Annotated in this window: 31 protein-coding genes and 2 pseudogenes; 3 read left to right on the top strand and 30 right to left on the bottom strand. The window is 38.2% G+C overall.

What is annotated here, in order from left to right; genetic code table 11:
* Positions 1 to 183: 183 nt before the first annotated feature.
* The 9 genes from brnQ to N3C_RS07900 form a co-directional block, all read right to left on the bottom strand.
* Positions 184 to 1,536 (bottom strand): branched-chain amino acid transport system II carrier protein, encoded by a 1,353-nt coding sequence (brnQ, locus tag N3C_RS07940; RefSeq protein ID WP_074365498.1) that lies wholly within the window; start codon positions 1,534 to 1,536, stop codon positions 184 to 186.
* A gap of 39 nt (positions 1,537 to 1,575) precedes the next feature.
* Positions 1,576 to 2,118: a helix-turn-helix domain-containing protein gene (locus N3C_RS07935; RefSeq protein WP_074365497.1), complete on the bottom strand. Its 543-nt coding sequence runs from the start codon at positions 2,116 to 2,118 to the stop codon at positions 1,576 to 1,578.
* Between the two features lie 84 nt (positions 2,119 to 2,202).
* Positions 2,203 to 3,021 (bottom strand): hypothetical protein, encoded by an 819-nt coding sequence (locus tag N3C_RS07930; protein WP_143312627.1) that lies wholly within the window; start codon positions 3,019 to 3,021, stop codon positions 2,203 to 2,205.
* Between the two features lie 81 nt (positions 3,022 to 3,102).
* Positions 3,103 to 3,738, bottom strand: coding sequence for an NUDIX hydrolase (locus N3C_RS07925; RefSeq protein ID WP_373432802.1), 636 nt, complete (start codon positions 3,736 to 3,738; stop codon positions 3,103 to 3,105).
* A 118-nt stretch (positions 3,739 to 3,856) separates the two neighbouring features.
* Positions 3,857 to 4,522, bottom strand: coding sequence for an SAM-dependent methyltransferase (locus N3C_RS07920; RefSeq protein WP_242944063.1), 666 nt, complete (start codon positions 4,520 to 4,522; stop codon positions 3,857 to 3,859).
* Positions 4,523 to 4,759: 237 nt separating this feature from the next.
* Entirely contained in the window at positions 4,760 to 5,173 is a 414-nt protein-coding gene (locus tag N3C_RS07915; protein ID WP_074365494.1) for a hypothetical protein, read from the bottom strand.
* A gap of 648 nt (positions 5,174 to 5,821) precedes the next feature.
* On the bottom strand, positions 5,822 to 7,087 hold the full coding sequence (locus tag N3C_RS07910; protein ID WP_278281065.1) for a transposase family protein: 1,266 nt from the start codon (positions 7,085 to 7,087) through the stop codon (positions 5,822 to 5,824).
* Between the two features lie 120 nt (positions 7,088 to 7,207).
* The gene (locus N3C_RS07905; protein ID WP_074365492.1) at positions 7,208 to 8,140 is read right to left on the bottom strand and encodes an IS3 family transposase; all 933 of its coding nucleotides are present in this window, start codon (positions 8,138 to 8,140) and stop codon (positions 7,208 to 7,210) included.
* Positions 8,137 to 8,424 carry a transposase gene (locus tag N3C_RS07900; protein WP_178377794.1) on the bottom strand — a complete coding sequence of 96 codons (288 nt, stop codon included), beginning with the start codon at positions 8,422 to 8,424 and terminating at the stop codon, positions 8,137 to 8,139. Before N3C_RS07900 ends, N3C_RS07905 begins: the two co-directional genes overlap by 4 nt.
* A gap of 340 nt (positions 8,425 to 8,764) precedes the next feature.
* On the opposite strand from N3C_RS07900, the gene lgt reads away from it, so the two are divergent.
* Positions 8,765 to 9,571 carry a prolipoprotein diacylglyceryl transferase gene (lgt, locus tag N3C_RS07895; RefSeq protein ID WP_074365490.1) on the top strand — a complete coding sequence of 269 codons (807 nt, stop codon included), beginning with the start codon at positions 8,765 to 8,767 and terminating at the stop codon, positions 9,569 to 9,571.
* Between the two features lie 42 nt (positions 9,572 to 9,613).
* Here the strand turns inward: lgt and N3C_RS07890 are convergent, their stop codons facing one another.
* On the bottom strand, positions 9,614 to 10,480 hold the full coding sequence (locus N3C_RS07890; protein WP_065820947.1) for a LysR family transcriptional regulator: 867 nt from the start codon (positions 10,478 to 10,480) through the stop codon (positions 9,614 to 9,616).
* Between the two features lie 104 nt (positions 10,481 to 10,584).
* Between N3C_RS07890 and N3C_RS07885 the strand changes: the two genes are divergently transcribed.
* Both N3C_RS07885 and N3C_RS07880 read left to right on the top strand, forming a co-directional pair.
* On the top strand, positions 10,585 to 11,166 hold the full coding sequence (locus tag N3C_RS07885; protein ID WP_065820948.1) for a chromate transporter: 582 nt from the start codon (positions 10,585 to 10,587) through the stop codon (positions 11,164 to 11,166).
* A complete protein-coding gene (locus N3C_RS07880) occupies positions 11,163 to 11,726 on the top strand; it encodes a chromate transporter (RefSeq protein WP_074365489.1) in 564 nt (187 codons plus the stop codon). Before N3C_RS07885 ends, N3C_RS07880 begins: the two co-directional genes overlap by 4 nt.
* Before the next feature lie 132 nt (positions 11,727 to 11,858).
* On the opposite strand, the gene N3C_RS07875 is transcribed toward N3C_RS07880, so the two are convergent.
* From N3C_RS07875 to N3C_RS07780, 20 genes and pseudogenes are all read right to left on the bottom strand, one after another.
* On the bottom strand, positions 11,859 to 12,218 hold the full coding sequence (locus N3C_RS07875) for a NifB/NifX family molybdenum-iron cluster-binding protein (RefSeq protein WP_074365529.1): 360 nt from the start codon (positions 12,216 to 12,218) through the stop codon (positions 11,859 to 11,861).
* Positions 12,219 to 12,239: 21 nt separating this feature from the next.
* Positions 12,240 to 12,683 (bottom strand): annotated as a pseudogene (locus tag N3C_RS07870) (C-GCAxxG-C-C family protein); the annotation flags it as partial.
* Complete coding sequence (locus N3C_RS07865) at positions 12,680 to 13,528, bottom strand: Mrp/NBP35 family ATP-binding protein (protein WP_065820950.1); 849 nt, start codon at positions 13,526 to 13,528, stop codon at positions 12,680 to 12,682. The pseudogene N3C_RS07870 and the gene N3C_RS07865, both read right to left, overlap by 4 nt.
* A 55-nt stretch (positions 13,529 to 13,583) precedes the next feature.
* Positions 13,584 to 14,309: a ZIP family metal transporter gene (locus tag N3C_RS07860; RefSeq protein WP_207648612.1), complete on the bottom strand. Its 726-nt coding sequence runs from the start codon at positions 14,307 to 14,309 to the stop codon at positions 13,584 to 13,586.
* 37 nt (positions 14,310 to 14,346) lie between these two features.
* The gene (locus tag N3C_RS07855; protein ID WP_074365487.1) at positions 14,347 to 15,168 is read right to left on the bottom strand and encodes an MBL fold metallo-hydrolase; all 822 of its coding nucleotides are present in this window, start codon (positions 15,166 to 15,168) and stop codon (positions 14,347 to 14,349) included.
* Positions 15,165 to 16,049: an ATP-binding protein gene (locus N3C_RS07850; RefSeq protein WP_065820953.1), complete on the bottom strand. Its 885-nt coding sequence runs from the start codon at positions 16,047 to 16,049 to the stop codon at positions 15,165 to 15,167. The genes N3C_RS07855 and N3C_RS07850 overlap by 4 nt, the downstream gene beginning before the upstream one ends.
* A complete protein-coding gene (locus N3C_RS07845) occupies positions 16,027 to 16,887 on the bottom strand; it encodes a nucleotide-binding protein (protein WP_065820954.1) in 861 nt (286 codons plus the stop codon). The genes N3C_RS07850 and N3C_RS07845 overlap by 23 nt, the downstream gene beginning before the upstream one ends.
* 1 nt (position 16,888) lies before the next feature.
* A complete protein-coding gene (locus N3C_RS07840) occupies positions 16,889 to 17,257 on the bottom strand; it encodes a NifB/NifX family molybdenum-iron cluster-binding protein (protein WP_065820955.1) in 369 nt (122 codons plus the stop codon).
* Positions 17,232 to 17,630, bottom strand: a complete 399-nt coding sequence (locus N3C_RS07835) for an iron-sulfur cluster assembly scaffold protein (protein ID WP_065820956.1) — start codon at positions 17,628 to 17,630, stop codon at positions 17,232 to 17,234. The genes N3C_RS07840 and N3C_RS07835 overlap by 26 nt, the downstream gene beginning before the upstream one ends.
* A 2-nt stretch (positions 17,631 to 17,632) precedes the next feature.
* On the bottom strand, positions 17,633 to 18,007 hold the full coding sequence (locus tag N3C_RS07830) for a DUF134 domain-containing protein (protein WP_065820957.1): 375 nt from the start codon (positions 18,005 to 18,007) through the stop codon (positions 17,633 to 17,635).
* Between the two features lie 83 nt (positions 18,008 to 18,090).
* Entirely contained in the window at positions 18,091 to 19,056 is a 966-nt protein-coding gene (locus tag N3C_RS07825) for a radical SAM protein (RefSeq protein ID WP_074365486.1), read from the bottom strand.
* A 128-nt stretch (positions 19,057 to 19,184) separates the two neighbouring features.
* On the bottom strand, positions 19,185 to 19,502 hold the full coding sequence (locus N3C_RS07820) for a DUF5320 domain-containing protein (RefSeq protein ID WP_074365485.1): 318 nt from the start codon (positions 19,500 to 19,502) through the stop codon (positions 19,185 to 19,187).
* Positions 19,503 to 19,519: 17 nt separating this feature from the next.
* On the bottom strand, positions 19,520 to 19,756 hold the full coding sequence (locus N3C_RS07815; RefSeq protein WP_074365484.1) for a DUF5320 domain-containing protein: 237 nt from the start codon (positions 19,754 to 19,756) through the stop codon (positions 19,520 to 19,522).
* A 186-nt stretch (positions 19,757 to 19,942) separates the two neighbouring features.
* Positions 19,943 to 21,511 carry a recombinase family protein gene (locus tag N3C_RS07810; RefSeq protein ID WP_074365483.1) on the bottom strand — a complete coding sequence of 523 codons (1,569 nt, stop codon included), beginning with the start codon at positions 21,509 to 21,511 and terminating at the stop codon, positions 19,943 to 19,945.
* Complete coding sequence (locus tag N3C_RS07805; RefSeq protein ID WP_074365482.1) at positions 21,474 to 21,965, bottom strand: recombinase family protein; 492 nt, start codon at positions 21,963 to 21,965, stop codon at positions 21,474 to 21,476. The genes N3C_RS07810 and N3C_RS07805 overlap by 38 nt, the downstream gene beginning before the upstream one ends.
* On the bottom strand, positions 21,929 to 23,497 hold the full coding sequence (locus tag N3C_RS07800; RefSeq protein ID WP_074365481.1) for a recombinase family protein: 1,569 nt from the start codon (positions 23,495 to 23,497) through the stop codon (positions 21,929 to 21,931). Before N3C_RS07800 ends, N3C_RS07805 begins: the two co-directional genes overlap by 37 nt.
* 61 nt (positions 23,498 to 23,558) lie before the next feature.
* On the bottom strand, positions 23,559 to 23,777 hold the full coding sequence (locus N3C_RS07795) for an SHOCT domain-containing protein (protein ID WP_012208274.1): 219 nt from the start codon (positions 23,775 to 23,777) through the stop codon (positions 23,559 to 23,561).
* Positions 23,778 to 23,830: 53 nt separating this feature from the next.
* A complete protein-coding gene (locus N3C_RS07790; protein WP_074365480.1) occupies positions 23,831 to 24,835 on the bottom strand; it encodes an N-acetylmuramoyl-L-alanine amidase in 1,005 nt (334 codons plus the stop codon).
* Positions 24,832 to 25,230 carry a phage holin family protein gene (locus tag N3C_RS07785; RefSeq protein ID WP_242944061.1) on the bottom strand — a complete coding sequence of 133 codons (399 nt, stop codon included), beginning with the start codon at positions 25,228 to 25,230 and terminating at the stop codon, positions 24,832 to 24,834. The genes N3C_RS07790 and N3C_RS07785 overlap by 4 nt, the downstream gene beginning before the upstream one ends.
* A 108-nt stretch (positions 25,231 to 25,338) precedes the next feature.
* Positions 25,339 to 25,848 (bottom strand): annotated as a pseudogene (locus N3C_RS07780) (glycosyl hydrolase family 18 protein); the annotation flags it as partial.

Raw genomic sequence — 25,848 nt, 5'->3', positions numbered from 1 at the left:
ATTTCTACCCTTAAATTAGATAAAAAAGCTCATGACATATCCTCCTAATCTTATGATTAGTAAGAATACATCAATGAGCTAAAAATCAAACCTTATTCATGTGATTACTTCCTTCAAATATGATTGCAGAACTGGTAACTGCATCAAGATTCCACCTATCAGCGTCTCTATAGATTACATTATTTAACTACCAGCTTTTTCACCAGACCTCCATATAATCGTTCCAATAACAAACCCCACTAGGGCTGGTATAACCCATCCAAAACCATAGTCAAATCCCGGCAAATACATTTCTGCAAAATCAATTAATCTTTTAATTGTTGCTCCTTCCTTCAAATTTGTAGGCAATGCATTACAAAAATCAAAGGCTGCTGCAATAATTGTTAGTATAATTGTCCATCTATATACCTGTCTTTGCTTATTAATGATTGGTGTTAATAATGATAATATGATTAAAACAATTGCTAGTGGATAAAGAAACATAAGGACTGGTAAAGAAAGCTGTATAATTTTATTTAATCCAAAATTAGCAATTATAAAAGAAAAAACAGTAAATATAATAGCATATTTATTGTATGACATAGATTTTTGAAACAACTGACTAAACATTTGAGCACATGAAGTAATTAGCCCTATGGCTGTTTTCAAACAGGCAATGGTTACTATGGCAGCTAACAACAACTTACCTATAAAACCAAAATAATGGTCACTAACCATGGACATAATTTTTCCTCCATTATCAGCACTGCTAACGCTGCCTAAGCTCGTTGCTCCCATATAAGCTAAGGATGCATAAATAACACTCATTCCAATAATGCACACTAAACTAGATTTACAAGTTTCAATAGCTTTTGCTTTTGTATCTTTTACCCCTAACTTTTCAATATTTGAAACAATAACAATTGCAAAAGCCAGTGAAGCTAAAGCATCCATAGTATTATATCCGTCTAGTATTCCTGTAAATAATGGTTTATCAATATAATTGCCCTGTGGTGCATATTGAGCTACCTCTCCCATTGGACTTACAAAAGTTGCAATAATTAATATAGATAAAAGTACAAGAAAAATCGGAGTAAGATATTTACCAACCCAATCTAAAATTCTTCCAGGTCTAAGTGAAAAATATAGTGTAAAAGCAAAGAAGATTAACGAAAATATAAGCAATCCAATTTGAAGGTACTCTTTATCAATAAAAGGATTCAAACCAACTTCAAAAGCAACAGAAGCTGTACGCGGAATGGCGAATAAAGGTCCAATTGTTAAATATAGCATGCAAGTAAATAAAATAGCATATATTCTACTAACAGGCTTTGCCAAATCAAATAAACTTTCGCTTTGTGAAAATGTAGCTCCAATAACACCTATCAAAGGAAGCCCTACTCCTGTAATTAAAAATCCAATTGTGGCAGGTAAGGTATTACTACCAGCCATCTGTCCCATTTTAACTGGAAATATTAAATTGCCAGCACCAAAGAATAATCCAAATAATAATGAACCTATTAATAATGTGGATCTAAAATCAAGCTTTTTCTTCATATGTAAAACTCCTTATATAATAAAAAATAATGCACTTATCTATATTCTAGGGCTATGATCTTCTTCCACTTGTTGTATAGTAGATCTTCCATCATAAACTTTTTTCTCTACATAAGTCATCATAGTGTTATTTCTCCATCCATAGCCAATGACAAGTATTAATATTGCCATATATTCTAACAAACATTTACCTAAAATAATTCCAGCTACAAATAATATAATGATACATATTCCCCAGAAACATAGAATTCCTATATGCTCTTTTAACCACTTTTTCTTATAAAACTCAATCCTATCATTAACAGAAAAACTACTGACTTTCATTGTCTGCGTTAGATTTTCTTCTGCCGCCTCTTTATATTCTTCCGCAGTCAATCTCTTTCCGCTAAGAATCTCATTAACACTAACATCAAAGATTTCACTCATAAAAAGTAACACATCTGCTGGTGGTAAATATGTTCCTGTCTCCCAACGAGATACTGTTTTATTTGTTACACCTATTTTTTCTCCTAACTGTTCTTGTGTAAGTCCTTGCTCTTTTCTAAGTTCCGCTATAAATTTTCCTATTTGCACTAAATTCATTTATATCACCTCTGAAAAAAAGCATAGCAAACCTATGCTTTTTTGTCTTTACCATAAACAGCGAATCGGTGGACATTACTTATTTTATGGATCAACGGAGCAGTATCCATTTCCATAAGTCAGGTGAACCTGAAACTTGTTTCCTTTACTATCCTGATACTGAATGGTATAGCTTCCATCTTCTTTAATCTTATATGGTTTATATAATATAGTCATTTTGCCATTATCGTCAAATGCTACATCAAATACTTCACTTTCTGTAAGCAAGGTATATGGTCCAGTACCTTTTGCGGGCATACCAATAGAGCTTGTTGTAATGTCCTGAAATTTGAAGGCATACACCATGAAGAAAAGAATCATAATCAACGTAATTGCACTGGTAATAATACGCTTTTTCCTTTCCTTAAAAATGAGAAAGATAAACAATAAGAGTTCACCTATGATAAACAATGTGGTTAGAAGCATGTGCGGAAACCAAACGAACATTCTATTCACCATATAAGGCAACTCAGAACAAAGAATCAAGTTTGCTACACTTAAAATCAGAATACTCAAGAAATTTCCCTTTTTTGTATACCAAGCAATCATTCCTCCCGGCAAAGTCAGGAGAGTAATAATCCCCCATTCCGGATAATAGGAAAGAATCCGCCAATGCATCCAACTGAAAGGAACCTGTACCAAATAGATAAGAGGCTGGCTGATAAGGAAGAATACAAAGGTCTTAAGCCCCGCTTCTAAAGGTTTTTTACAATTTAAAACAATAAACATAGCCATAAAAATCCAGAATTCAAAGCTTCTGCCTGGTTGCTGAAAAGATGTTTCTTTAAGAAAGTCTGGTACCATCAACATCCCTGTAATAACTCCACAGCCTACAGAAATCAGTATTACGAGTTTCCAACTCATATTTGTTTTCGTAAATTTTTTTACTAACCTCTTCATAATACTCCACCTTAAATAAAAAAAACTATTGGACCTGTCTATAATTTAATTACCATCACAAGAATCCTTTACCATTCTTAATTCCTCTGGATAAATGCAATGGTTAATCTGATCTGTCTCAACAAGCTCAATACATTTGTCAAGATCCATCCACAGCACACTATCCACTTCTTCTTTTTGAAGAGTAAGCTTCTCTTCCTCTATATCATGCCACAGGGCAAACACACGTGAATACTGCCTGTCATGAAATGGTCTGCCATAAAAACAGTCATCCCAGATAACAATTCTGTCACCGCAGAAAATAAGTTCATCCTCAGAAGCGGAAACACCGAGCTCTTCTTTTAATTCTCTTATGGCTGATTGAGCAAAATCCATTCCTGCAGGAATGTGACCGGCGCTTGATATGTCATAGCAACCAGGAAATGATTCTTTAGTTTCACATCTTTTCTGAAGCAGGATCTGAGTCCTGCCGCACCTTTTTCTAAGAAGCCATACATGGGAGGTCCTATGCATTATACCTTCCTCATGAGCCTTTTCACGCTCTACCGTTTTTCCCGTAGGATTACCCTTTTCGTCAACTACATCTAATATTTCCACTTTATATCCACCACCCCTTAAACCACAAACAGATTCAATACTGCGCATACCATCATAGTTTGAAAAATCTAAACCAATACTCATCTTCTTGTAAGCAAGACTACACTCTCCACATGGCTCGAGTTGATGGAATTGATATCAACCTACCATGCTGCATGGCAATATATATCCATTGTTTTCAAAGTTCCAGATTAGCCTTCCATTACCGTTTTAACTTTACATATATACCAACAAAGCAAGTATAAGGCTTGATAATTGTTTCAAAGAATTGCCTGTCGCTGTGTGCATACTCATTATCAATTGCAAGCCACTCATTCCATGCTTCTTCAAAGCAAGCCATTTCCCATGTTACCACTGATTCAATTCTGTCATGGCTGCCAATAAGCTTTTTCCAAAGTTTTGGACTTTTAAACATATAGGCTTCCTTACCAAGCCAATCGGATAGAAGTTCTTTGGAACAGCCTGAGTATTCATCCTTCAAGCCAGGAATACCGATTAAAATCACTCCACCATCTTTCATAAATGGAAGAATTTTTTCTTGGAAAAATCCCTGCTCACCTGCAAAATAGTGATATGAATCAATGCTAACCAAAGAATTGAATTGCCTTTCATTAAACTGCAAATTATTCGCATCTCCCCAAATAGGTGTTACCTGTCCATAAATCCCCCATTCAGCAAATCGTTTCCCATTTTCTTCTGCACTTACCCAGAGGTCATTTGCATAGACCTTTGCTCCAGTCTCTTTTGCAATCACAAGACTCGTCAGCCCCGTTCCGCATCCCAAATCAAGAACTAAATCATCTGACGTAAGTTGCAAAGGATATTTGTCGAATAACTCTCCAAGAATCCTTACGCAGTTTGGTCCCATCATTGTTTCTGCCGAAATATACTTTTTATAATTACTGATATTCATATGTCATCCTTTCTCTAGACAAGAGGATGGTTCTCCTGTCTAAATCCTCGAGTTCTATTCACCTTATTGTTCAAACCTGTAATAGCAAAAATTCTTTTATTAAATTGTCCAATATTTGCACCGCTTCATTGTCATTCACCCCATAATCAACATTAAAATTATAACTCCGTTATAAACATATGATTCCAATCTTTATTTCCAGATTGCCTTTTCGCCCGACACAAGTTCACCCCACTTACTTGCCCATGCCTCTACAAAACAAGCAGTATAAGGTACCCCTTGTTCTCTTTTCCGCGCAAAGTATGGATGATTTCCCCATATAACTGAAATAATACCTACAAACAACATCAATGGGCCTAGTACTAGATTTTGAATCGTGTGACCATACTCATGAACACGAATTAATTGCGAATTTGGTACATCATCTTTAGGAGTGAAAATAAATAAGCCTAAACTAAGTCCACCTCTCGCATTCCATTTCGTATCAATACAACAACGATACCATTGATGTTCACATTTTCTATTAGCTATAAAGAAAAAAAAGCCAATTAGTGTCGCTAATCCACCCCATGTACATTGAATTAGAATATAAAATACTTTTTTCATTTCCATCTCCCCTGATTGCGCGTAAATTAAAATTTGATATAGTTGAACTGTATGCATTTTCCTGATATCCATAGTGTCGTGTCGACCCTATATTTCTCAATCCTATTACTAATAGCTAATAATACGCATTATAAGTAGTAGATATGTTCCCACACACTACAAACGTCGAAACGGTCATATTGCTATCACTACTTTTCAACGATAAGCTTTTACAAAACCTGATATATACTACATTCACAGCACCCATCAGGGTTCACTTTAAATTGATTTCTTTGTCATCAATACGACCGTCTCAACATGGCCCGAGCCGCTCGGATTGATGTCTTGGGCTGATTTTCTGCACCTTACGTTTACGGGAACATGTCAATGGGTTTTTCGGTCTTTTTTGAAAAATCGTCGTTCGCGGGAACATATCAACAAGCCTTTCTTTCTAATATACATGTCAGCTCTGAAAGGTAAACTTCTTTAAGTATGTCTAAATTCACCTAAAACAGTAATTGTGGATATCTATCCTCTGTTTTATGAACTCTCAGGTAAGTTATCCACATCGTATACTTAGACTTATTTTCTAATCTCATATATCTGTGGATTTATTTTCTTTTAAATTTACTCTTTTCAGATATCACTTCCTTTGGTATACTGTTCCTATCAAGAAATGCTTAGTGATGTGCGTTTCTCTGTATAGGATATATCTTCTCTTGTTAGTTGCCGACCAAAGCTTGCTAGCAAATCGGAAGATATATTTTTTATTGTTCTTTTTATTTCTCTTAATCCTTTTATTCCATTTTCATAAAGCTGTAACAGTACATCTGCTATCTGTGTCAGCAAATAATGGTTCTTCATAGCATTATAATTAAGGCTGTTTGCATGCTCTATATCATAACGATGGTTTTTCTGGATGTTAAATCCCTCATTTTCAATCTTCCAGCGTTTCCTTCCGGTCTGTGCAAACTCCCAGGCTGTCTTTCCTCTGATTGGCAACCCGGTGATCCATTGAAAGCTTCCTTCCGGTTCACCATCTTTCTCTATCTTTAGTTCCATTACTGTGAGATTATGACCCTCATAGTAAAGCTCTGATACCCATTTCATCTCATGCTTAACACTCTCGCGAGCTTTCCTTTTATGTGTTTTCTCTTCTTTTATAATCTTTTCTTCATTTTCACCCATTCCAACGATGGTTTGATACTCTTTTGCAAGAGAAGGGATGCTTCCATCTTTAAATCGGAGAAGATATCCCCATCTATTATCTTTACAGATTTGAAATACCGGTTCACAAGCATACAGACTGTCACCAAGTATGCAAATCGGTAATCTTGGGTAGTCTTTCTTCAGCCTTTTTGCCAGTCTTTTAAAGGCTTTTCTTTCACAATCCTGTTTTTCAACATCTTCATTTTCATTTTCAATAAACTCTGTAGCAATGCTGATAATCAGGTTGTCTCCTAATACAATCTTAGCTTCTAATACATTATGATAATAGTAGGTTTTTTCATCTTTGGTTCCTTTATTAATAGTTTTTCTTAAACAGTGTTCATCTATTTTTTCATTAAAACAGAACAACTGTGTTGCATCGACTATTACCATCCAATATTCACCCAGAAATCTTGCGTGCTCAAAACTCCTCTTTCTAAGTAACTTTTTAATTATGTGCTTTCTGAATTTCTGTAGTTCTTCTGGATCAAGCTTCTCCAGACATTCATTGATAGTCACATAATGAGGAAGATATTCTTTTTCCTCTTTTCCAAGGATCAGACAAAGATTATGCGCACATTCCTCGGTATTAAACTTATCAGTCATATCCTGCATAGAAGATATGGTACATACATTTTTCATGATAACGGTATATAAAATCTCTTCAATGTCATAATCGGTATAAGATGTATGTCTTGGATCCCTTACCGCACTTAACTCTTTGATTAAATCTGGCAGAAAATGCTTCTGAACTTTTAAAAATTCAACGATATCTTTCTGAAATGCTTTTTTAATTTCTCTGGTACTATGTCAAGAAAAAGTACAAGTTAAACGTGAACTTTTCTATTAACATGCTTCATATCTTGCTTCCTTTCGTTCCATTTTATTCAGTTTATCCCAGTAACTGGATTCGTATTCATTAGGTGAAAGATATCCACAATGGCTGTGTATTCTAATTGTATTGTAAAAGGTATCAATATACTGGAATACCAGACGATATGCTTGGTTATAATCGTATATCTTAAATCGATTCAACCATTCTCTTTTTATTAATGCATGAAAGGCTTCTATGCACGCATTATCCCACGGATATGCCTTTTTAGAGTAACTTCGGCATATGCCTATTGTTGCTTTTATATATTCGGTGCTTACATACTGTATACCTCGATCACTATGTAAGATTAACGGGGCACTTACATTTCTCGCTTTTTTAGCCTTATTTACTGTCTCAATTACCCATCTGGCTTCCAGTGTATTGCTCAAGGTCCAAGCAATTATTTTTCGAGAATATAGATCCATGATACTAGTAAGATATACAAAGCCTTCATATGTCCAAATATATGTAATATCTGAACACCAAACAGCATCCGGTTTTTGGGGATTAAATTGCTCCTCTAGTATATTTTTTAACTCATTGCTGAAATCTGAATTTATTGTTGTCACTGTATAAGGTTTTACGTACTGCGCTTTTATTCCAAGCTCACGCATGTAATTACCTACGGTTTTTTCAGCAATGATTTCTCCTTCTTTCCTTAAACATTCGGTTATCTTTGGCGCACCATAATTTTGATGGGAGTCCTTATAGATATCGATAATCCGCTCTTTAATGATACGTTTTCTTTTCTCTCTTTTAGATGGAAGCCGTTTTTTCCAGCTCAGATATCCGCTTCTTGAAACGCCTAATATTTTCAGCACACCAGAGACATTCAGCCGGCGTTTTCCCTGCTCTAGAAGCTGCTCTTCTTTTATAGCAGCTTCCAGAAACAGAGCTTCGGTCATTTTCCCAGTATGCCGATTGCTTTTTTTAATATATCAAGTGCATCTTGAGTATCACGTAACTCTTTACGTAGTCTAGCTATTTCCTTAGCATCGTCGCTTTCGAAATTACCACGCCCTCTTGTAGGGATCGTGCCGTCATTAATTGTATAGGCTTTCCCCCAATTAGAAAGAGCACTTTTACTGATTCCTAAGTTCTTTGCGCACTTTCCGATGCCTAAATCCTGATGATCATTCCAGTATTTTACTGCATTGATTTTGAATTCCTCTGTGTACTGTATAGCCATGTTCATTCCTCCATTTATTCTATTATACTTCTATGTTAAGGAATTTCCATGTCTAACTTGTACCATTTATATTCTAGCACCACTCTTCTAGAAGCTCTAGACATGATAAAAATTCTCCTTTGTGAAAAAGTTTTTACTATTTTATCATATCTAGCAGCCAAAAGCCTTAAATTTCTTAATATAATTAGTGCGAAAAATATTTACCTTTCAGAGCTGTATACATGTTTAAATGGTTTACGTAAATACCTCATTGTGATACTATTATTAAAGTTACCTCTATACGCTGATATTTTAAATTCAAAATCATATTCATTATGAATACTTTAGAAAGGCGGATTGTATGATAGATAGATATTTAATAAAAAACCTATTTGGCATTAATGGCTTAAATATTGCATGGTATGGAGTTATTATTGCATTCGGGGTTTTACTTGGTGTTTTGATTGCCTGTCGTGAAGCTAAAAGACAGAACCTTAAAAGTGAAATAATCTTTGATTTTCTCTTTTTAGCGCTCCCCATCGCAATCATCTGCGCACGAATTTATTACGTTGTATTTGAATGGGAACAATATAACGGAAGCTTTACAAAGATGATTGCTATTTGGGAAGGTGGACTTGCTATATATGGAGGAGTTATCGGTGGAATCATTGCTGCGATTATTTTTTCAAAACGCAACCACTTCCCATTCTTCCGGCTTGTTGATATGGTTGTACCTAGCTTGATTCTAGGGCAGGCAATTGGTCGATGGGGTAATTTTGTGAACCAGGAGGCCTTCGGCAATCTCGTTACAAACCCGAATCTTCAATTCTTCCCCTATGCTGTATTCATAGAACAGTTGGAAGAATGGCATCAAGCTACATTTTTCTATGAAAGCATGTGGAATTTGTGCGTATTTGCCGTACTGGTTTATTTCCGCAAAAGGACAAAGTTTAGCGGTCAGCTTTTGGCAACTTACTTTATCGGATATGGATTAGGCCGTTTTTGGATTGAAGGATTGCGTGCGGATAGTCTTTATCTGGTCCCGGGACTTAGAATATCGCAAGCGCTGTCATTGGTTCTGATCATTATCGGAATTATCATATTCGTGTTTCACAAAAATCTCTTCAAAAAAACGCCTGATTATACGGGTAAATATATGATTAAATAAAAAGATACCGCTGTCAGTTTTTGTACTGAAGCGGTGTTTTTTTTATTTACACAGTGCAATAAAGTCTTTTGCACTCTCCGTTAAAAACTTATTTTGATGGTAAATGACAGAAAAACTTCTTTGAAAACGTATCCCATCTATATGAAACTGACTGATTTCTTTACGGTTAAGAGAGTCCTTTACCAATAAATAAGGCAACACAGAAATACCTAAATTTGCCTGCACTGCTCTTATTATTGCCTGAGTACTTGTACTCTCCCAAGCAGGTAGAATTTTTATTCCGAGCGAGGTCATAGTACTGTCAAAAATTTCACGTCCAGCGCTTCCTGATTCTCTTAAAATGAAACTTTCATTTTGAAGCTTTGAAATCTCAACATTTTTTTGATTAGCAAAGGGATGCGCGTTCCCGCAGACCATTACCAATTCATCATCCCGAAACTTATGCTCCGCAATATAAGGGCTATATACAATACCCTCTATCAGCCCAATATCAATCTGATTGGATAAAATATATTGTTGGATTTTTTCTGAGTTATCTATGATTACCTTAACATCCATTTGAGGATGAATTTTCTTAAACCGGGTTATGTAGCCTGGTAATAAATAGTTTCCGATGGTAATACTTGCTCCAATACGGATGATTCCCGTTGCATCAAAGTTTTTGATTTCCCTTTCCATCTCCTCAAAAAGTCCTACAATATGTGTTGCATATTGAAGAAACTTCTTTCCAGCTTCTGTGATATAGAGTCTCTTTGCAATGCGATCAAATAGTTTTATCCCATAATAATCTTCAAGCTCTGATATTGCAAGACTTATAGAAGGCTGCGCAATATGCAGCTTTTCTCCGGCTGCAGTTGTACTACCGGTTTCGCATACAGTAACAAATATTTTGAGATGCCTTAATGTCATTGACGCCTCCTAATTATAACAAAAACATTATGAACTTTATATAATAATACTATTTTATTTATAATCTATCAAGTTCTATAATAAACTAAAAGGAGGTCAATGACTTGAAAAACCAAAAACACGTTTACAGAAGATTGTTTGCGTCTACCTTCTACTTAAGCGCTTTTACCTTTGGTGGAGGATACGTCATTATACCATTAATGAAAAAGAAATTTGTAGATGATTTGCAATGGATTGAGGAGGAAGAAATGCTGAACTTAACAGCAATTGCACAATCCTCACCCGGAGCAGTTGCAGTCAATGCAGCGATACTGCTGGGGTATCGTGTTGCTGGAATATCAGGTGCCCTGGTAACGATTCTGGGTACAATATTACCACCTTTTATAACTCTTTCTATTATCTCTATTTTTTACACTGCATTTCGCGATAACACTGTAGTAAATGCGGTTCTAAAAGGAATGCAAGCCGGTGTTGCCGCTGTTATTGCAGATGTGGTTATGAGTCTCGGCAGTAATGTCTTTAAACAAAAGGACATAGTATCTGTGATTGTTATGGTTGGTGCGTTTATTTCCACATTTTTCTTTGGAATTAATGTTATGTATATTATTTTAGTGTGTGGGTGTATCGGAGCGGTAAAGATTCTGATTCAAATGAAAAAAGTACAAAAGGACGGTGATCCACAATGATACTATTAAAACTTTTTTGGAGTTTCTTTCAAATCGGCATGTTTAGCATTGGTGGTGGCATGGCTGCAATGCCGCTGATTCAAAATCAAGTAGTTAATTTGCACCATTGGTTGACATTAACGGAATTTACCGACCTCATTACTATTGCGGAAATGACACCCGGACCCATTGCCATCAATTCAGCCACATTTGTGGGAATTAGGATTGCCGGCATTCCAGGAGCGATTGTTGCGACTATTGGATGTATCTTCCCATCCTGTGTCATTGTTTCACTCCTGGCATGGATTTACTTTAAATTCAAAGAGTTGACCGTTGTACAAGGAATATTGTCTGGTCTAAGACCTACCATAGTAGCGCTGATTGCATCAGCAGGGTTGTCGATTTTTATACTGGTTGTATGGGGAGAAGATGGCTTTTCAACAAATCCTCTAACAATCAATTTGGTTTCTGTTTTATTATTTACTGTGGCTATTTTCATTTTACGGAAGTGGAAACCGAATCCTATTTATGTAATGCTCGGATCAGGCATTATCGGTGGAGCAATTTACTTGTTGATATAGGTAGAAAATGAAACTACGATTATATAAAGAATAGTTTATTGATGTTGGAAACTCTCCTAAAATGAATTGCTCCGACATAGGAATAATGCCGGAACAATTCAAGTATAGGAAATTATAATTCAAAGTCCTGTTTCATTCTCCACATTCATCGTGGTGCTCATGTTCATGGCAAACAGAACCAGTAGATTTAAGAGAACCCTGCAGGTATGCTTCTACTGCTGCTTTGGCATCACCTCTTGCCCCAACAATAACCTCAATGTTTCTTTCATTAAAAATGTCAACTGCACCTCCTCCCATACCACCACTGATGATGACATTTACTCCACGATCGGCAAGAAAATTAGGCAAGAATCCAGGTTTATGCCCGGGGTTAGCGATGGTTTCACTTTTAACAATTTTGTTGTTTTCGGTGTAAAAAATTATAAACCCTTCGCAATGTCCAAAGTGCTCAGTCACCATTCCGTTTTCACTTGCTACAGCAATTTTAATCATAGCTGGTCTCCTCCATTCTTTATTTAGAATATATTCATCAAGTATCCTTGCAGCTTGCTCAACAAGTTCTGCGCAAGGCCGCTTTTTATAATAATTATCATTTCTGGTCTCGGGTATAGGTTTATCATGCTTAATTGAAATACCTAACAGTTCCCTGCATATGATTGATCCGTTTTCATTTTCAAATTGTTTTGCCAAATCTTGAACTAGCTCATAATGTTCTGCTTTCGCATTTTTGCTGGATGGATCTGTGTAACCATATTTCATGCCGACCACCATAAACATTCCTGTCACAGCACCACATACTTCCCGCAACCTACCCATACCTCCTCCGAAAGAAGATGCAATTTTTAATGCTGTTTCCATGTCCAGCCCCGTTTCATCACAAAAAGCAGCAAAAACAGATTGAGAGCAATTGTAGCCTTTTCTAAACAATTCTCTTGCCAAATCTGAATGTGCACTCATTTATTATCTTCCTCAATGTTTTTCTCCAATACTTTTGCTACAGGTTCAAGCCAATCGCCATCAAAAAGTTCTATCATACCCTTATCACAGGCGGCAGAAATTTTGGGGTTGACCGGAAGCTTAGCAAGCACTTTTAAATTATGCTTTTCGGCAATTTCGTCAATATGGCTGTCGCCGAAAATTTTGTGTTCCTTACCGCAATCCGGACATTTAAAATAGGACATATTTTCTACTAAACCAACGATAGGAATATTCATCATTTCAGCCATCCTGACTGCTTTTGATACAATCATGGATACAAGCTCCTGAGGCGAAGTTACAACAATGATCCCATCAACAGCAATGGATTGAAATACAGTAAGGGGAACATCGCCGGTGCCCGGTGGCATATCGATGAACATAAAATCCACATCGCTCCAGATAACATCTGACCAGAACTGCTTTACCATATTTCCGATCAGGGGTCCTCTCCACACAACTGGATCGGTATCATTCTCTAAAAGCAAATTAACAGACATGATATCAATACCTGTCTTACTTTTAACGGGGAATAAGCCAAATTCACTTCCTGTGGCTTTTTCCTTGATACCAAATGCCTTAGGAATAGAAGGCCCGGTTACATCAGCGTCCAGAACAGCGGTATGATAACCCATTCTATTCATGGTAACAGCTAGCATGGAAGTTACCAGTGACTTTCCAACCCCTCCTTTACCACTGACAACACCAATAACCTTTTTAATGCTGCTCATTTCATGTGGTTTCACGGAGAAATCATTTTTCTTCTCTTTTCTTTCTGCGCAGTCCTCCGAGCAACTGCTGCAGCTTTGGTTGCAATTTTCGCTCATAATATTAGCTCCTTCCTGTATATTTTTCATGCATGGTTGTTATGCTGTAATAACTTTAGTGTTCGGTAAACATAATAAGCAGTGCGAAAACAATTCCCAATATAAATGCTAGGGTAGAGTGCTTTTTCTCATAATCCCTTGCTTCAGGCAATAAATGCGATGCCGAAACGTATATTAAAACACCAGCAACAAATCCAAGCATATGTCCTAAAACATTGTTACTAAGATGTTGAACAATTGGATATGCTATAAAGGCACCGATAGGAGTTGTTAATGCTGCTGCAAGAAAAGCATAAATCCCAGCTTTCCTTGTGCTATATCCACCTTTAAGTAACATTGAAAAAGTTATAACGCCTTCGGCGAACTCATGAACAACCAACCCAACTCCAGTAAGAATTCCAACTACTGTGCTGATACTAAAAGTAACTGTGTATACAACGCCATCTATAAGTGAATGAATTAAGATACCTTCAATTGCAGTTATGCCAAAGGCCAGTTCTTTTTGCTTTGTTTTGTATTTGATGATCTCATTGCTGAAATACATAAATAAAAATCCTGCGAGCGCAGTAAATCCTGCGTAGGAGGTTTTTTGTATAGCTTGAGGTAAAGTCATTATCAGCGGGGAAGAGATAAGTATTCCCGCAGCAAAACACATACAATAGTCTTTAATTTTTTCTGCCCATTCGCGATTTTTATAAAGATTCCAGATTCCCAAACTGTTTACTATCATTGCTCCCATTGCAAAAGCAGAAATAAAAATAAATGTATTAATATCTTTCACAGGCATTCATCTCCCTTGATTTGCACTATCAAATAATTCATATGTGTATTTCACTGCCTGCTGACAGATAATCGATGCTATCACCCATAATAGTTTTCAGCCTTTTATAAGGCTCCAGACCAGTGCAATGACATGTGTAAAACTTTGCTTTTGTATCCACCAGGTATTTACCAATTCTATCTATCATTTCATGGGCCTCGTTTCCGCCAGAACGGCTGGAAAGATGAAATCCACCTATCACATAGTTAGGCATACGTCTTTTTAAGTCATGGAAGTATTCAAGAATATTTACAATACCATTATGGGCGCAGCCTGTTACCAAAAGCGTCTTTCCTGCCTCCTCTATAATGAGGTTTTGTTCATGCGCAAAAGTATCCTGTACTATTTTGCCGTCTTGTTTCATAAGCAAACTGTCATTTGACTTTGGTAGAGGTTCCTTCCTGGTAATATTTGAGAACACTTGAACCCCCTTGCTGACAAAGAAACGGTCTGATGTAAATACAATTCGCCTGTTTTGCTTCAATTCTTCATCCAAACCAATATACTCCGGTTCATCATTCGAACGCAAAGCATAGTATTTTTCAAATGCCAGTCGGTGTAGGAATATCTCGGCTTTTGTGTTTTCACGCAAAAAAGCTCTTAGCCCGCCACCATGATCATAATGTCCATGCGAAATAATCAGATAATCAACCTCACAGATATCTACATTCAGTTTCTTTGCATTTTCAAGAAATAATTCACTAGCACCAACATCAAAAAGAATTTTGCGACTATTTGCTTCTATATAAAGGCTAAGTCCGTGTTCGCTGCCGAAGTTTTTGGATAGCGCTGTATTCTCAACTAATGTTTTGATAATCATGACCTCAGCCCACCACCTTCTTCAAACAGCAGCTCCATTGTCTTGCTAAAAACTACTTTCACTGCTGCACCTGAGGCACAGACTATATCAACAATTGTCTGCCCATTATTAATTGCTTTTACCGCGTCCGAATCAAAGGGTATTCTACCCATAAGGCTAATTCCCTGACCTTTACAGAAGTTTTCTATCTTTTCTGTGTTTTGCATATTTGTGTCAAACTTATTGATACATACCGCCGTCTTTACGCCAAATTTCGTCGCTGTATTTATAATCCGCTCCATGTCACTAATTCCGGATATGGATGGCTCGGCCACAATTAACACCATATCAACACCGCTCAAAGACGCTATAACCGGGCAGCCTATACCGGGAGATCCGTCAATAATGGCAAACTCCACATCAGCGGCTGCTGACTTCATTTGCTTCTTTACCTCGGTAACCAACATTCCGGAGGTTCCGCTGCCCATTTTTAGCTGCGCTGTAGAAAATACTTTTTCTCCTTCTGTATATAACAGCAGTTCACCAGCTACAGCAGGTTTTAAAGTCACAGCTTCAACAGGGCAAACAAGCTCGCAAACCCCGCAGCCTTCACAGGCAAAAGGATCTACCTTGTATTTTCCATCTGCTGAAATAGCGTCAAAACGGCAGTTTTGCCTGCATTGTCCGCACTCTATGCACAACTCTGTATCTATCTCGGCTTTCGGCAAGCCATAATAGTCTCTTTTCTTTGGCAAGGAGTTTTGCTTTGTTATAAGATGCAGGTTAGGTGCATCAACATCACAATCAGCATAAGCGCGAGCCTTAGATAGCTTGATAAACGCGCTTGCTATGGTTGTCTTTCCGGTACCACCCTTACCACTAAGAATCAGAAGTTGTTTCATGATGCACCTCCTTTTTCACGTCCTCCAGCAAAGAAGAAAAGATTGTACGATATTTTTCACTTTTCCTTACAGCAATTTCTGCATTTGAATTCAATGATCCAAGCTCATTATCAAAAGGTATTCGGCCTAAAATCCGAATGCCTTTTTCTATGCAAAATTTTTCCGACGGATTTTCACCGTCAAGACACTTGTTTAAAACCACTCCGAACGGCTTATTAAATAACTTGACCAGTTCATATACCATGTTAAGGTTATGAACTCCGAACAATGTAGGCTCAGCTACTAATATACAGTAGTCTGCATCCTTAATGCTTTCCATGACTATACAGGCACTTCCAGGAGGGCAGTCGATAAATATCGTCTTGCTTCTTTCATGTTCATTCTCATCAAGCAGCTTTTTTATTATGGGTATCCCTGAAGGTTCACCAGGATTCAATATCCCGGTATATACTGTCACCTGCTCTGAAGTACCTTTTTGCACTCTGCCGATAACCTTTTCTTTCTCTGTCAATGCCTTTTCAGGGCAAAGCAAGATACATCCACCGCAAGAGTGGCAAATATCTTCAAATACTATCAGTTTTTCTTTTATATAGGCAAGAGCATTAAACTTGCAAAATTCAACACACCTTCGGCATCCGCTGCATAGATTTCCATCCACCTTTGGAATTTTAACTGAAATTTCTTCTTCAATGATATCCTTGGGCTTAAAGAATAGATGTCCATTTGGTTCCTCAACATCACAGTCTATATAGGTTGATGTTTTGGCTACCGCAGCTAAATTAACCGACACTAGCGTTTTCCCCGTTCCCCCCTTGCCGCTTAGCACAGCTATTTTCATATTATTTGCCTCCATGTCCATGAAAACCAGCATGTATTTCATTCAGCAAAGGAAGCTTTCCAGCAATGAAGACATCGATATTATCCTTAGCTGAAGCAGTTGTCGTTTTATATATTTCGATTTCCGCAGATTTAAGTACGTCAGCAGCATTTTCACCTAATCGGGGAGTAAGCAAAATATTCACTTTATTATCTGCTATCATTTGTGCTGCCTTAATTCCTGCTCCGCCTGTACTTGCTGCGGCACTATTGTCAAGGAACACACTTTTCTGGGTATCGGTATCATAAATCAGAAAGTAAGGAGTGCGTCCAAAGGATACACATACATTCGACTCCAAACTTTTTTCATTTACCGGAATTGCTATTTTCATAAGAATCCTCCGTTCTATTAATATAATTATTGATCGCATTTCGTAATGCGCTAACGCCTAAATTAGAGCAATGAACCTTGTTCTCAGGAAGTCCATCTAAGGCATGTATGACATCTTCTTCTGAAATTTCCAATGCTTCATCCAGGGTTTTACCCTTAGCTAATACCGTCGTCATACTGGATGTTGCAATTGCCGCAGCACAACCAAACACAAGAAAGCTTATTTCACTTATACGATTGTCTTTTACTTTAATATAAATCGTAAGATAATCTCCGCATGTAGGATCACCGAAACTCCCCTCTGCATCGGCATCCGGCATACTATAAGCATTTTGAGGACACATAAAATGTTCTATCACTTTGTCAGAATACATTATCAGTCACCTCTATCACTACCTGCAAAGCGCCAACCATGCCGGTGCCTGCGACAACCTCGTCCGCACCCATTTCCGAATCCTTCACATAGCCTGTATTCGCCACCTTCTATCAATAGTACCTTACCATTAACCAGAGACTCGGCAATCTTTTTTCTGGCTTCAGCGTAAATGCCTTGAACAGTAGTGCGTGCAACATCCATCTGCTTGGCGCATTCCTCTTGCGTAAAGCCTTCCAAATCAATAAGCCTTATGGCTTCATACTCATCAACTGTCATTCTGACAATATTCTCATCATCCACCTTTAAGTCAAGGGGACCAAACTTACTGTTTTCAGGCAAACAGCATACTTTTCTCCATTTCATTGGTCTAGGCATTTTTTAGTCACCTCAATATAAATAAAAGTAGCTAAAGCGCTCTTTAATTGTTTAAAATTAAGCATTTATAAATTTTGGTTGTTTTACAAACTATCTTTTTTATTAAAAAAAAGCAAATTTTTTTTGTAAAAAGTTTTTCCTTGGTATGTACATCTAATTATTTTGTTCTGCTTTATTAATTCTTGCAAGATTGAGCTATCTGCTTTCACCAATTTAAAATAGTGCTTAATAATTTCTTCTCTGATTGGATGTACCGAAGTTATGCTTAAAAGATCCTTTACAATGTTATCGGTAAAGAAAAAACCTTGTTCTGTATCATCTGCGGTTATACATTCAACATCTACGCCCGAAATACTGTTGATAATGCCAGCAGCTTGGATGAGTTTTTCTCCGGTCACTCTGGATATATTTTTTTCAGCAGGCGGTCTTGTTGGAACTAATAAATAAGATTTACGCGGATTGATTTTTGAAATTTGTTCAGCTATTCCCTCAATATGCTGAAGATCATCATTAAATCCAGAGACAAGCATGGTTTCAGTTACAAGGTTTCCCTTATATGATTTTGAAAAATTAATTATACTATCTAAAATGTTTTTGAGACTTAAACCACCATGCGGTCTATTGATCTTGTGCCAAACATCGTCCCAAACTGCATCGATCTTTACAGACACCCAATCTGCTTTTGATAAATCCTCTTTAACATCATCCATCCATAAAAGAGATGCATTCGTAATAACCGCTGTCTTAATATTTAATTCTTTTATAAGATCAAGTTCAGTGCCTAGATTTTTATCAAGCGTAGGTTCACCATCTGGAACAAAAGATATATAGTCCAGCTTCTTTTCATATTCCTGAAGCTGTTTTACCTTAGACTGAACTAGTGAATATACTTCAAGAGGCTCATAGAATTTTTTTCTGTTTATCCGCATATTTGTCGTTCTTCCAATCTGGCAATAAATACAGGAATAAGAACAAGCTTTTGGCGGAATATTGTTGACCCCAAGACTTTGCCCCAATCTTCGTGAGGGTATAGGACCGAATACAAGCATTATTTTATTTCCTTTCTGGTAGAATCTCACTTTCACATAGGATTAGAGTAAGTATTATTTTGTAACTTCATATCTATGCATAATAGCGAAAGGCAGGCAGCAAGCCTGCCTTTCGCATTACGACAGGACTATTCTTCTAACTCATCGAGGCGCTTTTTTACATCATCAAGCTGATTTTCAAGAAATTTAGCCTGCCTTTTCAAAAATTCTTTTTCATCAGCATCTGATGCAAAGTACGCCCCATTTGCATTTTGAGTACCAAAGCGTGCCCACCTTGGCAAACCGGTCGCATAAAACATTCGCCTAAAGCCTCGTCCCCGTCCGAATCCAAATCCGTAACCGATTGGATTTGCATAACCCGGAACGGCAAAACCTGCGCAAAATCCTGCACCTCGCCCTGTCATAGGACCCATTCCCATAGGCCCGGTTCCGTCTCCTCTTGGCATAATGTCACCCCCTTTCCTTATAATCTCTTACTTTTAATTTTGCTACGATTAAATAAGTGATAAGCTAGATAAAAACACCAGGGTATCATTCCAGCAAGCCAGAATGCACGCCTGTAACCTCGTCGTTCAAACCAAAATTCTCGTCTGTAACTTGCGTTCAAATAACCGGGCACTTTGGAACCTGCACAAAAACCTAACCTCCGTCCAGTTAATGGTCCCATTCCCAAAGGACCAGTTCTGTCACCTCTGGGCATAATAGTCCTCCTCATTTTTACAATCCATTAAATGAATTGATTATCCTTTCAACTGTTACTCAGCGTAAATGACATATGTCATTTACATCTTATATTATACCCCTATTCTGACATATGTCAATAACTATTTTAAAAAAATACGCCAATCAAGAATTTTTCTCGATTGGCGGCAATCATATTGAAATCCTATAGTTTCACTTCTATTTCCAGACCCGACTTAAACTCTACCACTATCCTGTCATCATATACAATTGCTTTTTCAACTAATTTTCTGACCAGTTTATCATCAAACTCCGTAATATCACCCGTTTGCGTGTTAAGAAAGTCAGTCATCTCAGCAATCCGATCCCGCTTATCTTGGCGGAGAGCATTTCTCGAAAGGGTTTCTTGCCTTAAGTCCCGTAAGCGGTAAATCTCGTTGACAATATTATCGTATGCTTCCTTTGAATTTGCCTTTTGGATCAACTCGGTTTGGAGTTCTTCCAGCCTTTTATCAATGTCTGCTGTACTTTCATCCAAATCCGCGCTTAATACGGTTTCAATATTCTTTTTCAGTATAGCCAGAAAAGAGTTTTTTCCGCTGACCGCTACATTGATTGCTTCTACAATTTTCTCTTTAAGCGTATCTTCAAGTATAGTGGAAGCGGTACAAAATAAACCGGTGTTTTCCAATCTGCTGACGCATCTCCATACGATTGATTTCTTTCCTCGGTTATTCCAATGAACCCTTCGAAATATTTCATGACAGTTGCCGCAGAAAACCATCTGTGATAAAGGATGCTTGTTGCTATAGTTTCTTTTCTTTCCATTCTTACTTATATGCACACATCTTCTTTTGACAAGCTGTTCCTGAACCTGCATAAAAATTTCACGCGGGATTATAGGCTCATGGCTGTTTTCTACATAGTATTGTGGAACTATACCATTATTGGGTACCCTTTTCTTCGATAAAAAATCTACTGTATAGGTTTTCTGTAATAGCGCATCACCGATATATTTTTCATTCCTCAAAATCTTGTTGATGGTGCTGGTATGCCATCTGGGATTGCCTGCACCCGTCAGAATTCCGTCAGCCTCCAAACCCCTAGCTATCTGTAGCATACTGGAACCTTCAAGATATTCTCTGTAAATGCGTTTGACGATCTCAGCTTCTTCAGGTACGATAACTAAATTGCCATCCTTATCCTTTGTATAGCCAAGAAACCGGTTGTGATTGATATGGATTTTTCCTTGCTGATATCGGTACTGAATACCCAGTTTTACATTCTGGCTTAACGATTGGCTTTCTTGCTGTGCCAAAGATGCCATAATGGTCAACAAGATTTCTCCTTTGGTATCCAATGTGTTTATATTTTCCTTTTCAAAGTAAACCGGAATATTTTTTTCTTTAAGCTGCCTTATGTACTTTAGGCAGTCCAGCGTATTTCTTGCAAACCGGCTGATAGATTTTGTAATTATCATATCGATTTTGCCCTGCATGCATTCTTCTATCATCCGGTTAAATTCTTCACGCTTTTTTGTGTTAGTTCCGGTAATACCTTCATCTGCAAATATGCCTGCTAACTCCCATTCGGGATTGCTTTTGATGTAGTTTGTGTAGTGCTCAATTTGCGCTTCATAACTGGTTGCCTGCTCCTCGCTGTCCGTAGAAACACGACAGTAAGCTGCTACCCGAAGCTTAGGCAATTCCTCGGCCTTTGCACTATTCCCGATTCGCTTACGGGCAGGAATTACCGTAACATTCCTGGTTGTCATCTAAAATCACCTCGTTCTTAATAAGACTATAAGCATACTCTGCCTGCTGAAATGGATCATCGTATAGATTATCTGGCATTGAAGCATGAAACTTAAAATTTAAGATTTTCTTTTCATTTCCTTTATGTTCATAAATCCTACCAAGTGCCTCAGCTCGCCTGCGTCTTTCCAGTTGTGCTTTTTCGAATGTGTCCTTGCTGATAATTTGCGGATAAAATTTGTCCTCAACATACCGTTTATCCGAAAGCATTCTTGCAATAGATGTATGGTAGCGTTTAATGCCCGCTTTTTGTGCCGCTTCGGTTAAAGAAAGCCCGGAAAGATAAGCCTCAAATAGTTTCTCAATCTTAACTGCTTCCTCTTCATTAACGACAGCCCTGCCGTTTTGAATGGTATATCCAAAAGGTATATGGCTCATCATTTCACCAACCTTTCCCTTAGGTTCAACCCGCATTTCATTTTGAAACCTATTTCCTCCTGTGAAAACACAATGATTTCTTCAATAAAGTTCTCAAATATTTCACAATCAAATTTATCAATCTGCTTTTCAGCTTTCATTGTAAATTTAAGAAGCTTCTCAACCTCAACAAGGATAGTCTGACTCCAATCGATTGCTCGTTTTATGGCTTCTTTTTGTTCTTTTAATAAAACCGCTTCTTTGAGCAGCTCATTTTTCTGTGTATTAAAAAGAGCGGGTTCCAGGTATCCTTTGGCCATAAGTCCCATAATCACCTGAACCTGCTCTGTATTTTCTTTGATTTTTGTTTCCAATTCTTGAATCTTCGCTAGATTATCTGAGTAATTTGCTTTCTTTAAGCTTTGTAGCAATGGTCTTAGAATGAATTTATGACCGAAAATAAGCTTATTGATCATTACAACGAAGGCCTGATGGATTGCATCCTCTCTGACAAACTTCATGGAACAGCTTGATGCGTCCTTTATATGCTTTGTGCAGCACCAGGCAATATATTTACGGTCACCGCTGCCATGAATTCGACGCTTAAAATTGCTGCCACATTCTGCGCATTTGATTTTCCCCGAGAATGGGTAACGTTTTTGATACTTGCTGCTTCCCTTGATTACACCTTTTTCTATTCCTCTTTGCTTTAATATCTCTTGGGCGGCTTCAAATTCCTCATGGGATATAATGGCTTCATGATGATCTTTTATCATGTATTGATCTTTTTCCCCATGATTATAATGCCGCTTAAAATTCTCATCTGTATAGGTTTTTTGCAGAAGAACATCCCCAGTATATTTTTCATTGCTTAAAATGCCGCGGATAGTTGTCGCTGTCCAGTGTGAACCTCTCTTTGTTGGGATTTTATCGGAATTTAGCCCATCTGCAATTTTCTGTGTGCCTTTACCGTCCAAAGCCTCGGAAAAAATCCGCTTTATGATTTCAGCCTGTTCTTTATTGATAAATAGCTTTCCATCCACATAATCGTAACCATAGGGAGGATACGAAATTTTGTATGTTCCGTTTTGGAACCTACGTCTGATAGACCACTTACTATTTTCTGCAATGGATAATGACTCGTTTTCTGCAAGACTGCTCAAAATTGTCAGCACCAATTCGCCTTCCATGCGCTGTGTGTTTATATTCTCTTTCTCGAAATAGATGAAAACACCGAGATCGGTAAGTTTTCTCACCATCTCAATACAGTCGGTTGTGTTTCTGGCAAATCTGCTGACCGACTTGGTTATAATAAAGTCAATTTTCTTGTTTTCACAATCTGCAAGCAGCCTTAAAAGTCCAGTTCGGTTTTTCTTTTTTGTGCCTGATATGCCTTCGTCATAGTAAATCCCTGCAAATTCCCAATCAGGATTTGCTTTTATATAGGATTCATAATGGTCTTTTTGTGCTTCCAGGCTTGCCATTTGTTCATCACTGTCTGTTGAAACCCTGCAATAAGCCGCTACCTTCACCTTTGGCTTGAAAGCTTGGAGAGCATTGTTTCCATCAATCCTTGTTACCTTTCTCACTGTTTTCACCTCCTTTGGGTATGTGACATGTTACCTCTGTGTGCCGCTAATAGCAAGCCAATTAGGCCATAAGCTGTGCATACATCGGCGAGAAAGTTTTGCGGTTCAACTTGTCGATTTTGTTGAATTCTTCTTCTGAAATCAGTCCCGCCTTAAGCATCCTCTGCAGAATTTTGTACGCCCGCCAGTAATCAACCTCTCTTTGAATTTCCTCCTGTGTTATCTTTGTATAGTTCGTTTCCTGCGGGTTATATGGTAAATGATTAGCCGCCTCTATCATTCAAGCACCTCCTATAAAGACTTAGGACAGCCGCGATTGGCTGTCCTTTATCGTTATTCCGGCAATTTGAGAACTTGTCCGGGGTAAATAGTATCTGAAGTCAGGCTATTCAGTTTCTTAATCTCCGGAAATCTTGTTCCTCTACCGAGTTCTTTTTCCGCTATTCTCCATAAGGTATCGCCTTTTTGCACTGTATAGGTTCTATTGCCCTTGTTATCAGGAATGCTGTTTACAATTACAAGGTTTTCTTTTGCTACCCAAGTGTTTATGCCTGCGATTTCTTGACCGCCGGATTTCTTAACCTTTTTGCCAAGCAATACACATTCTTTGCCGCCTTTTATGACCAGCTTGCCTTTGTATAAAGTCTGTGTGACCCTGTGGTAATAGTCATTTTTGACCCACGTTGGAACTTCCACACTGCCGGGGTAGTAATTCTTTACACTGACCTTAAACTCCACCATATCTCCAATTCCAATATCAGTATTGGTATCTGTACTGTTCTCCAGCGCTTTTTTTACTGCTTTACGGAAAGTGTCCATATTCTCCCCATGCTTGGGAAACCAGTGCATCACATCAGCATGGTTGCTGGCAATACCGAGCTTATATCCTTCGGAGTGGCAGATGATGTCATTCTCATTAAGGCCGTACTTCTTGCAGAGCATAACGCAGAGTTCAACAGCATTCTGCCACGCTTTACGGAAATAATCTTCCTGCTTTGCTGCATCATAACCCACCATTACCGACCCGGATTTATACGAAAACCCAGCAGGCTCACAGATTTCAAAGCCAATATGGGTATTGTTGGCTGCTCCTCCCGCATGCCACCCGCGATGATCCCAAGGCAGGTATTGCCAAATCTCTTTATCGTCTACAAAAGCGTGAACACATACCTGCCTATTTATTTCGCCGGCCTTGTAAGATTTGTTCCAACGGGAAAACCACTCAGCCGCCATTACACCCGGCACAGCCGTCGAATGTACCATGATTCCTTTAGGCGTGATTTTGCGGCCTGCTGTATAGCAATCGTTTCGCGTCATGTATTTTGTAAAAAGCTTCATTTCTTTTCATCCTCCTCATTTGAGTGGCCATGCAGTTGTTCCAATGCGTTCTTCAGCTTTTTAGGAATGGGCAGTCCTATATGTGCTGCATTCTCAAGAATTGAAATTCCCTCGTTACTCAGGTAAAAGAAAATCACCGCTGTCCGGATTGCCCCGCCGTTGCCGAGCACCTGGCTGTCGATTATGTGTCCCACACCCACAAGTACAAAAATAAGTACCTTCTTAAAGATGCCCTTGGCTCCGACTTCACTCGAAAGCTTTTTGTCTACAATGGCACACATCACGCCGGTCACATAGTCAATGGCCACAAAAGCGATGAGCGCATATAAAAATCCATCCAGCCCTCCAAGAAACCATCCAAGAAATCCGCCAATAGCAGTAAAAACCGCCTGCACCCAGTTCTATACTGTTTTCATTGTCTTAACCCTCCGTTCAACTTGAATTTTGCATATAAAAAAGCGCCCTGCCTTAAAGCAAAGCGCTGAATATATAAAACTTTTAACCTACATTTGCTTCGGAAGCGCCTCCCACAGCCGCATATCCTCCTGCCCAAGCGACCAGATGGCTATACCTCGCAATTTCCATCGATAAGCCGCTTCGTTTGCCCAGTAAACAAGGCTATCCACATCCTGGTAATACAGAATAGAAAAACCATCCGCATCTCCGAGGAAGAGACGGGATATCCAGATATTGATGTCTTTCGGTATAATCTTTACTTCATAGTCATTACCGCAAGAAAGAGCCAAAAGTTGTGAGTGGAAGAAGTCATAGTCCATCGAAATGTCCTCACTGCGAGTTGCCGATTCCTCCACATCGTTATTTACTGAAAACACCTGAAATTCATCATCCCACGTGACACCAGTGCGAGCAAGCCTGCCAAAGCTGGTTATAGTTCCATCCGGGAGTTCCACATCAAAACGCTCGTATGGTTCATATACCCATGCATCGCCCAGTCTCAGCAGCTCGCATACCGTCCGGTTGTCCGAGCTGTACCCTGCATAACCACTACCTGG

Source organism: Clostridium sp. N3C (assembly GCF_900095445.1).
Classification (GTDB): Bacteria; Bacillota; Clostridia; order Clostridiales; family Clostridiaceae; genus Clostridium_AU.
The sequence above is the reverse complement of the archived record's forward strand: the minus strand, read 5'-3'. Positions and strand labels throughout refer to the sequence as shown.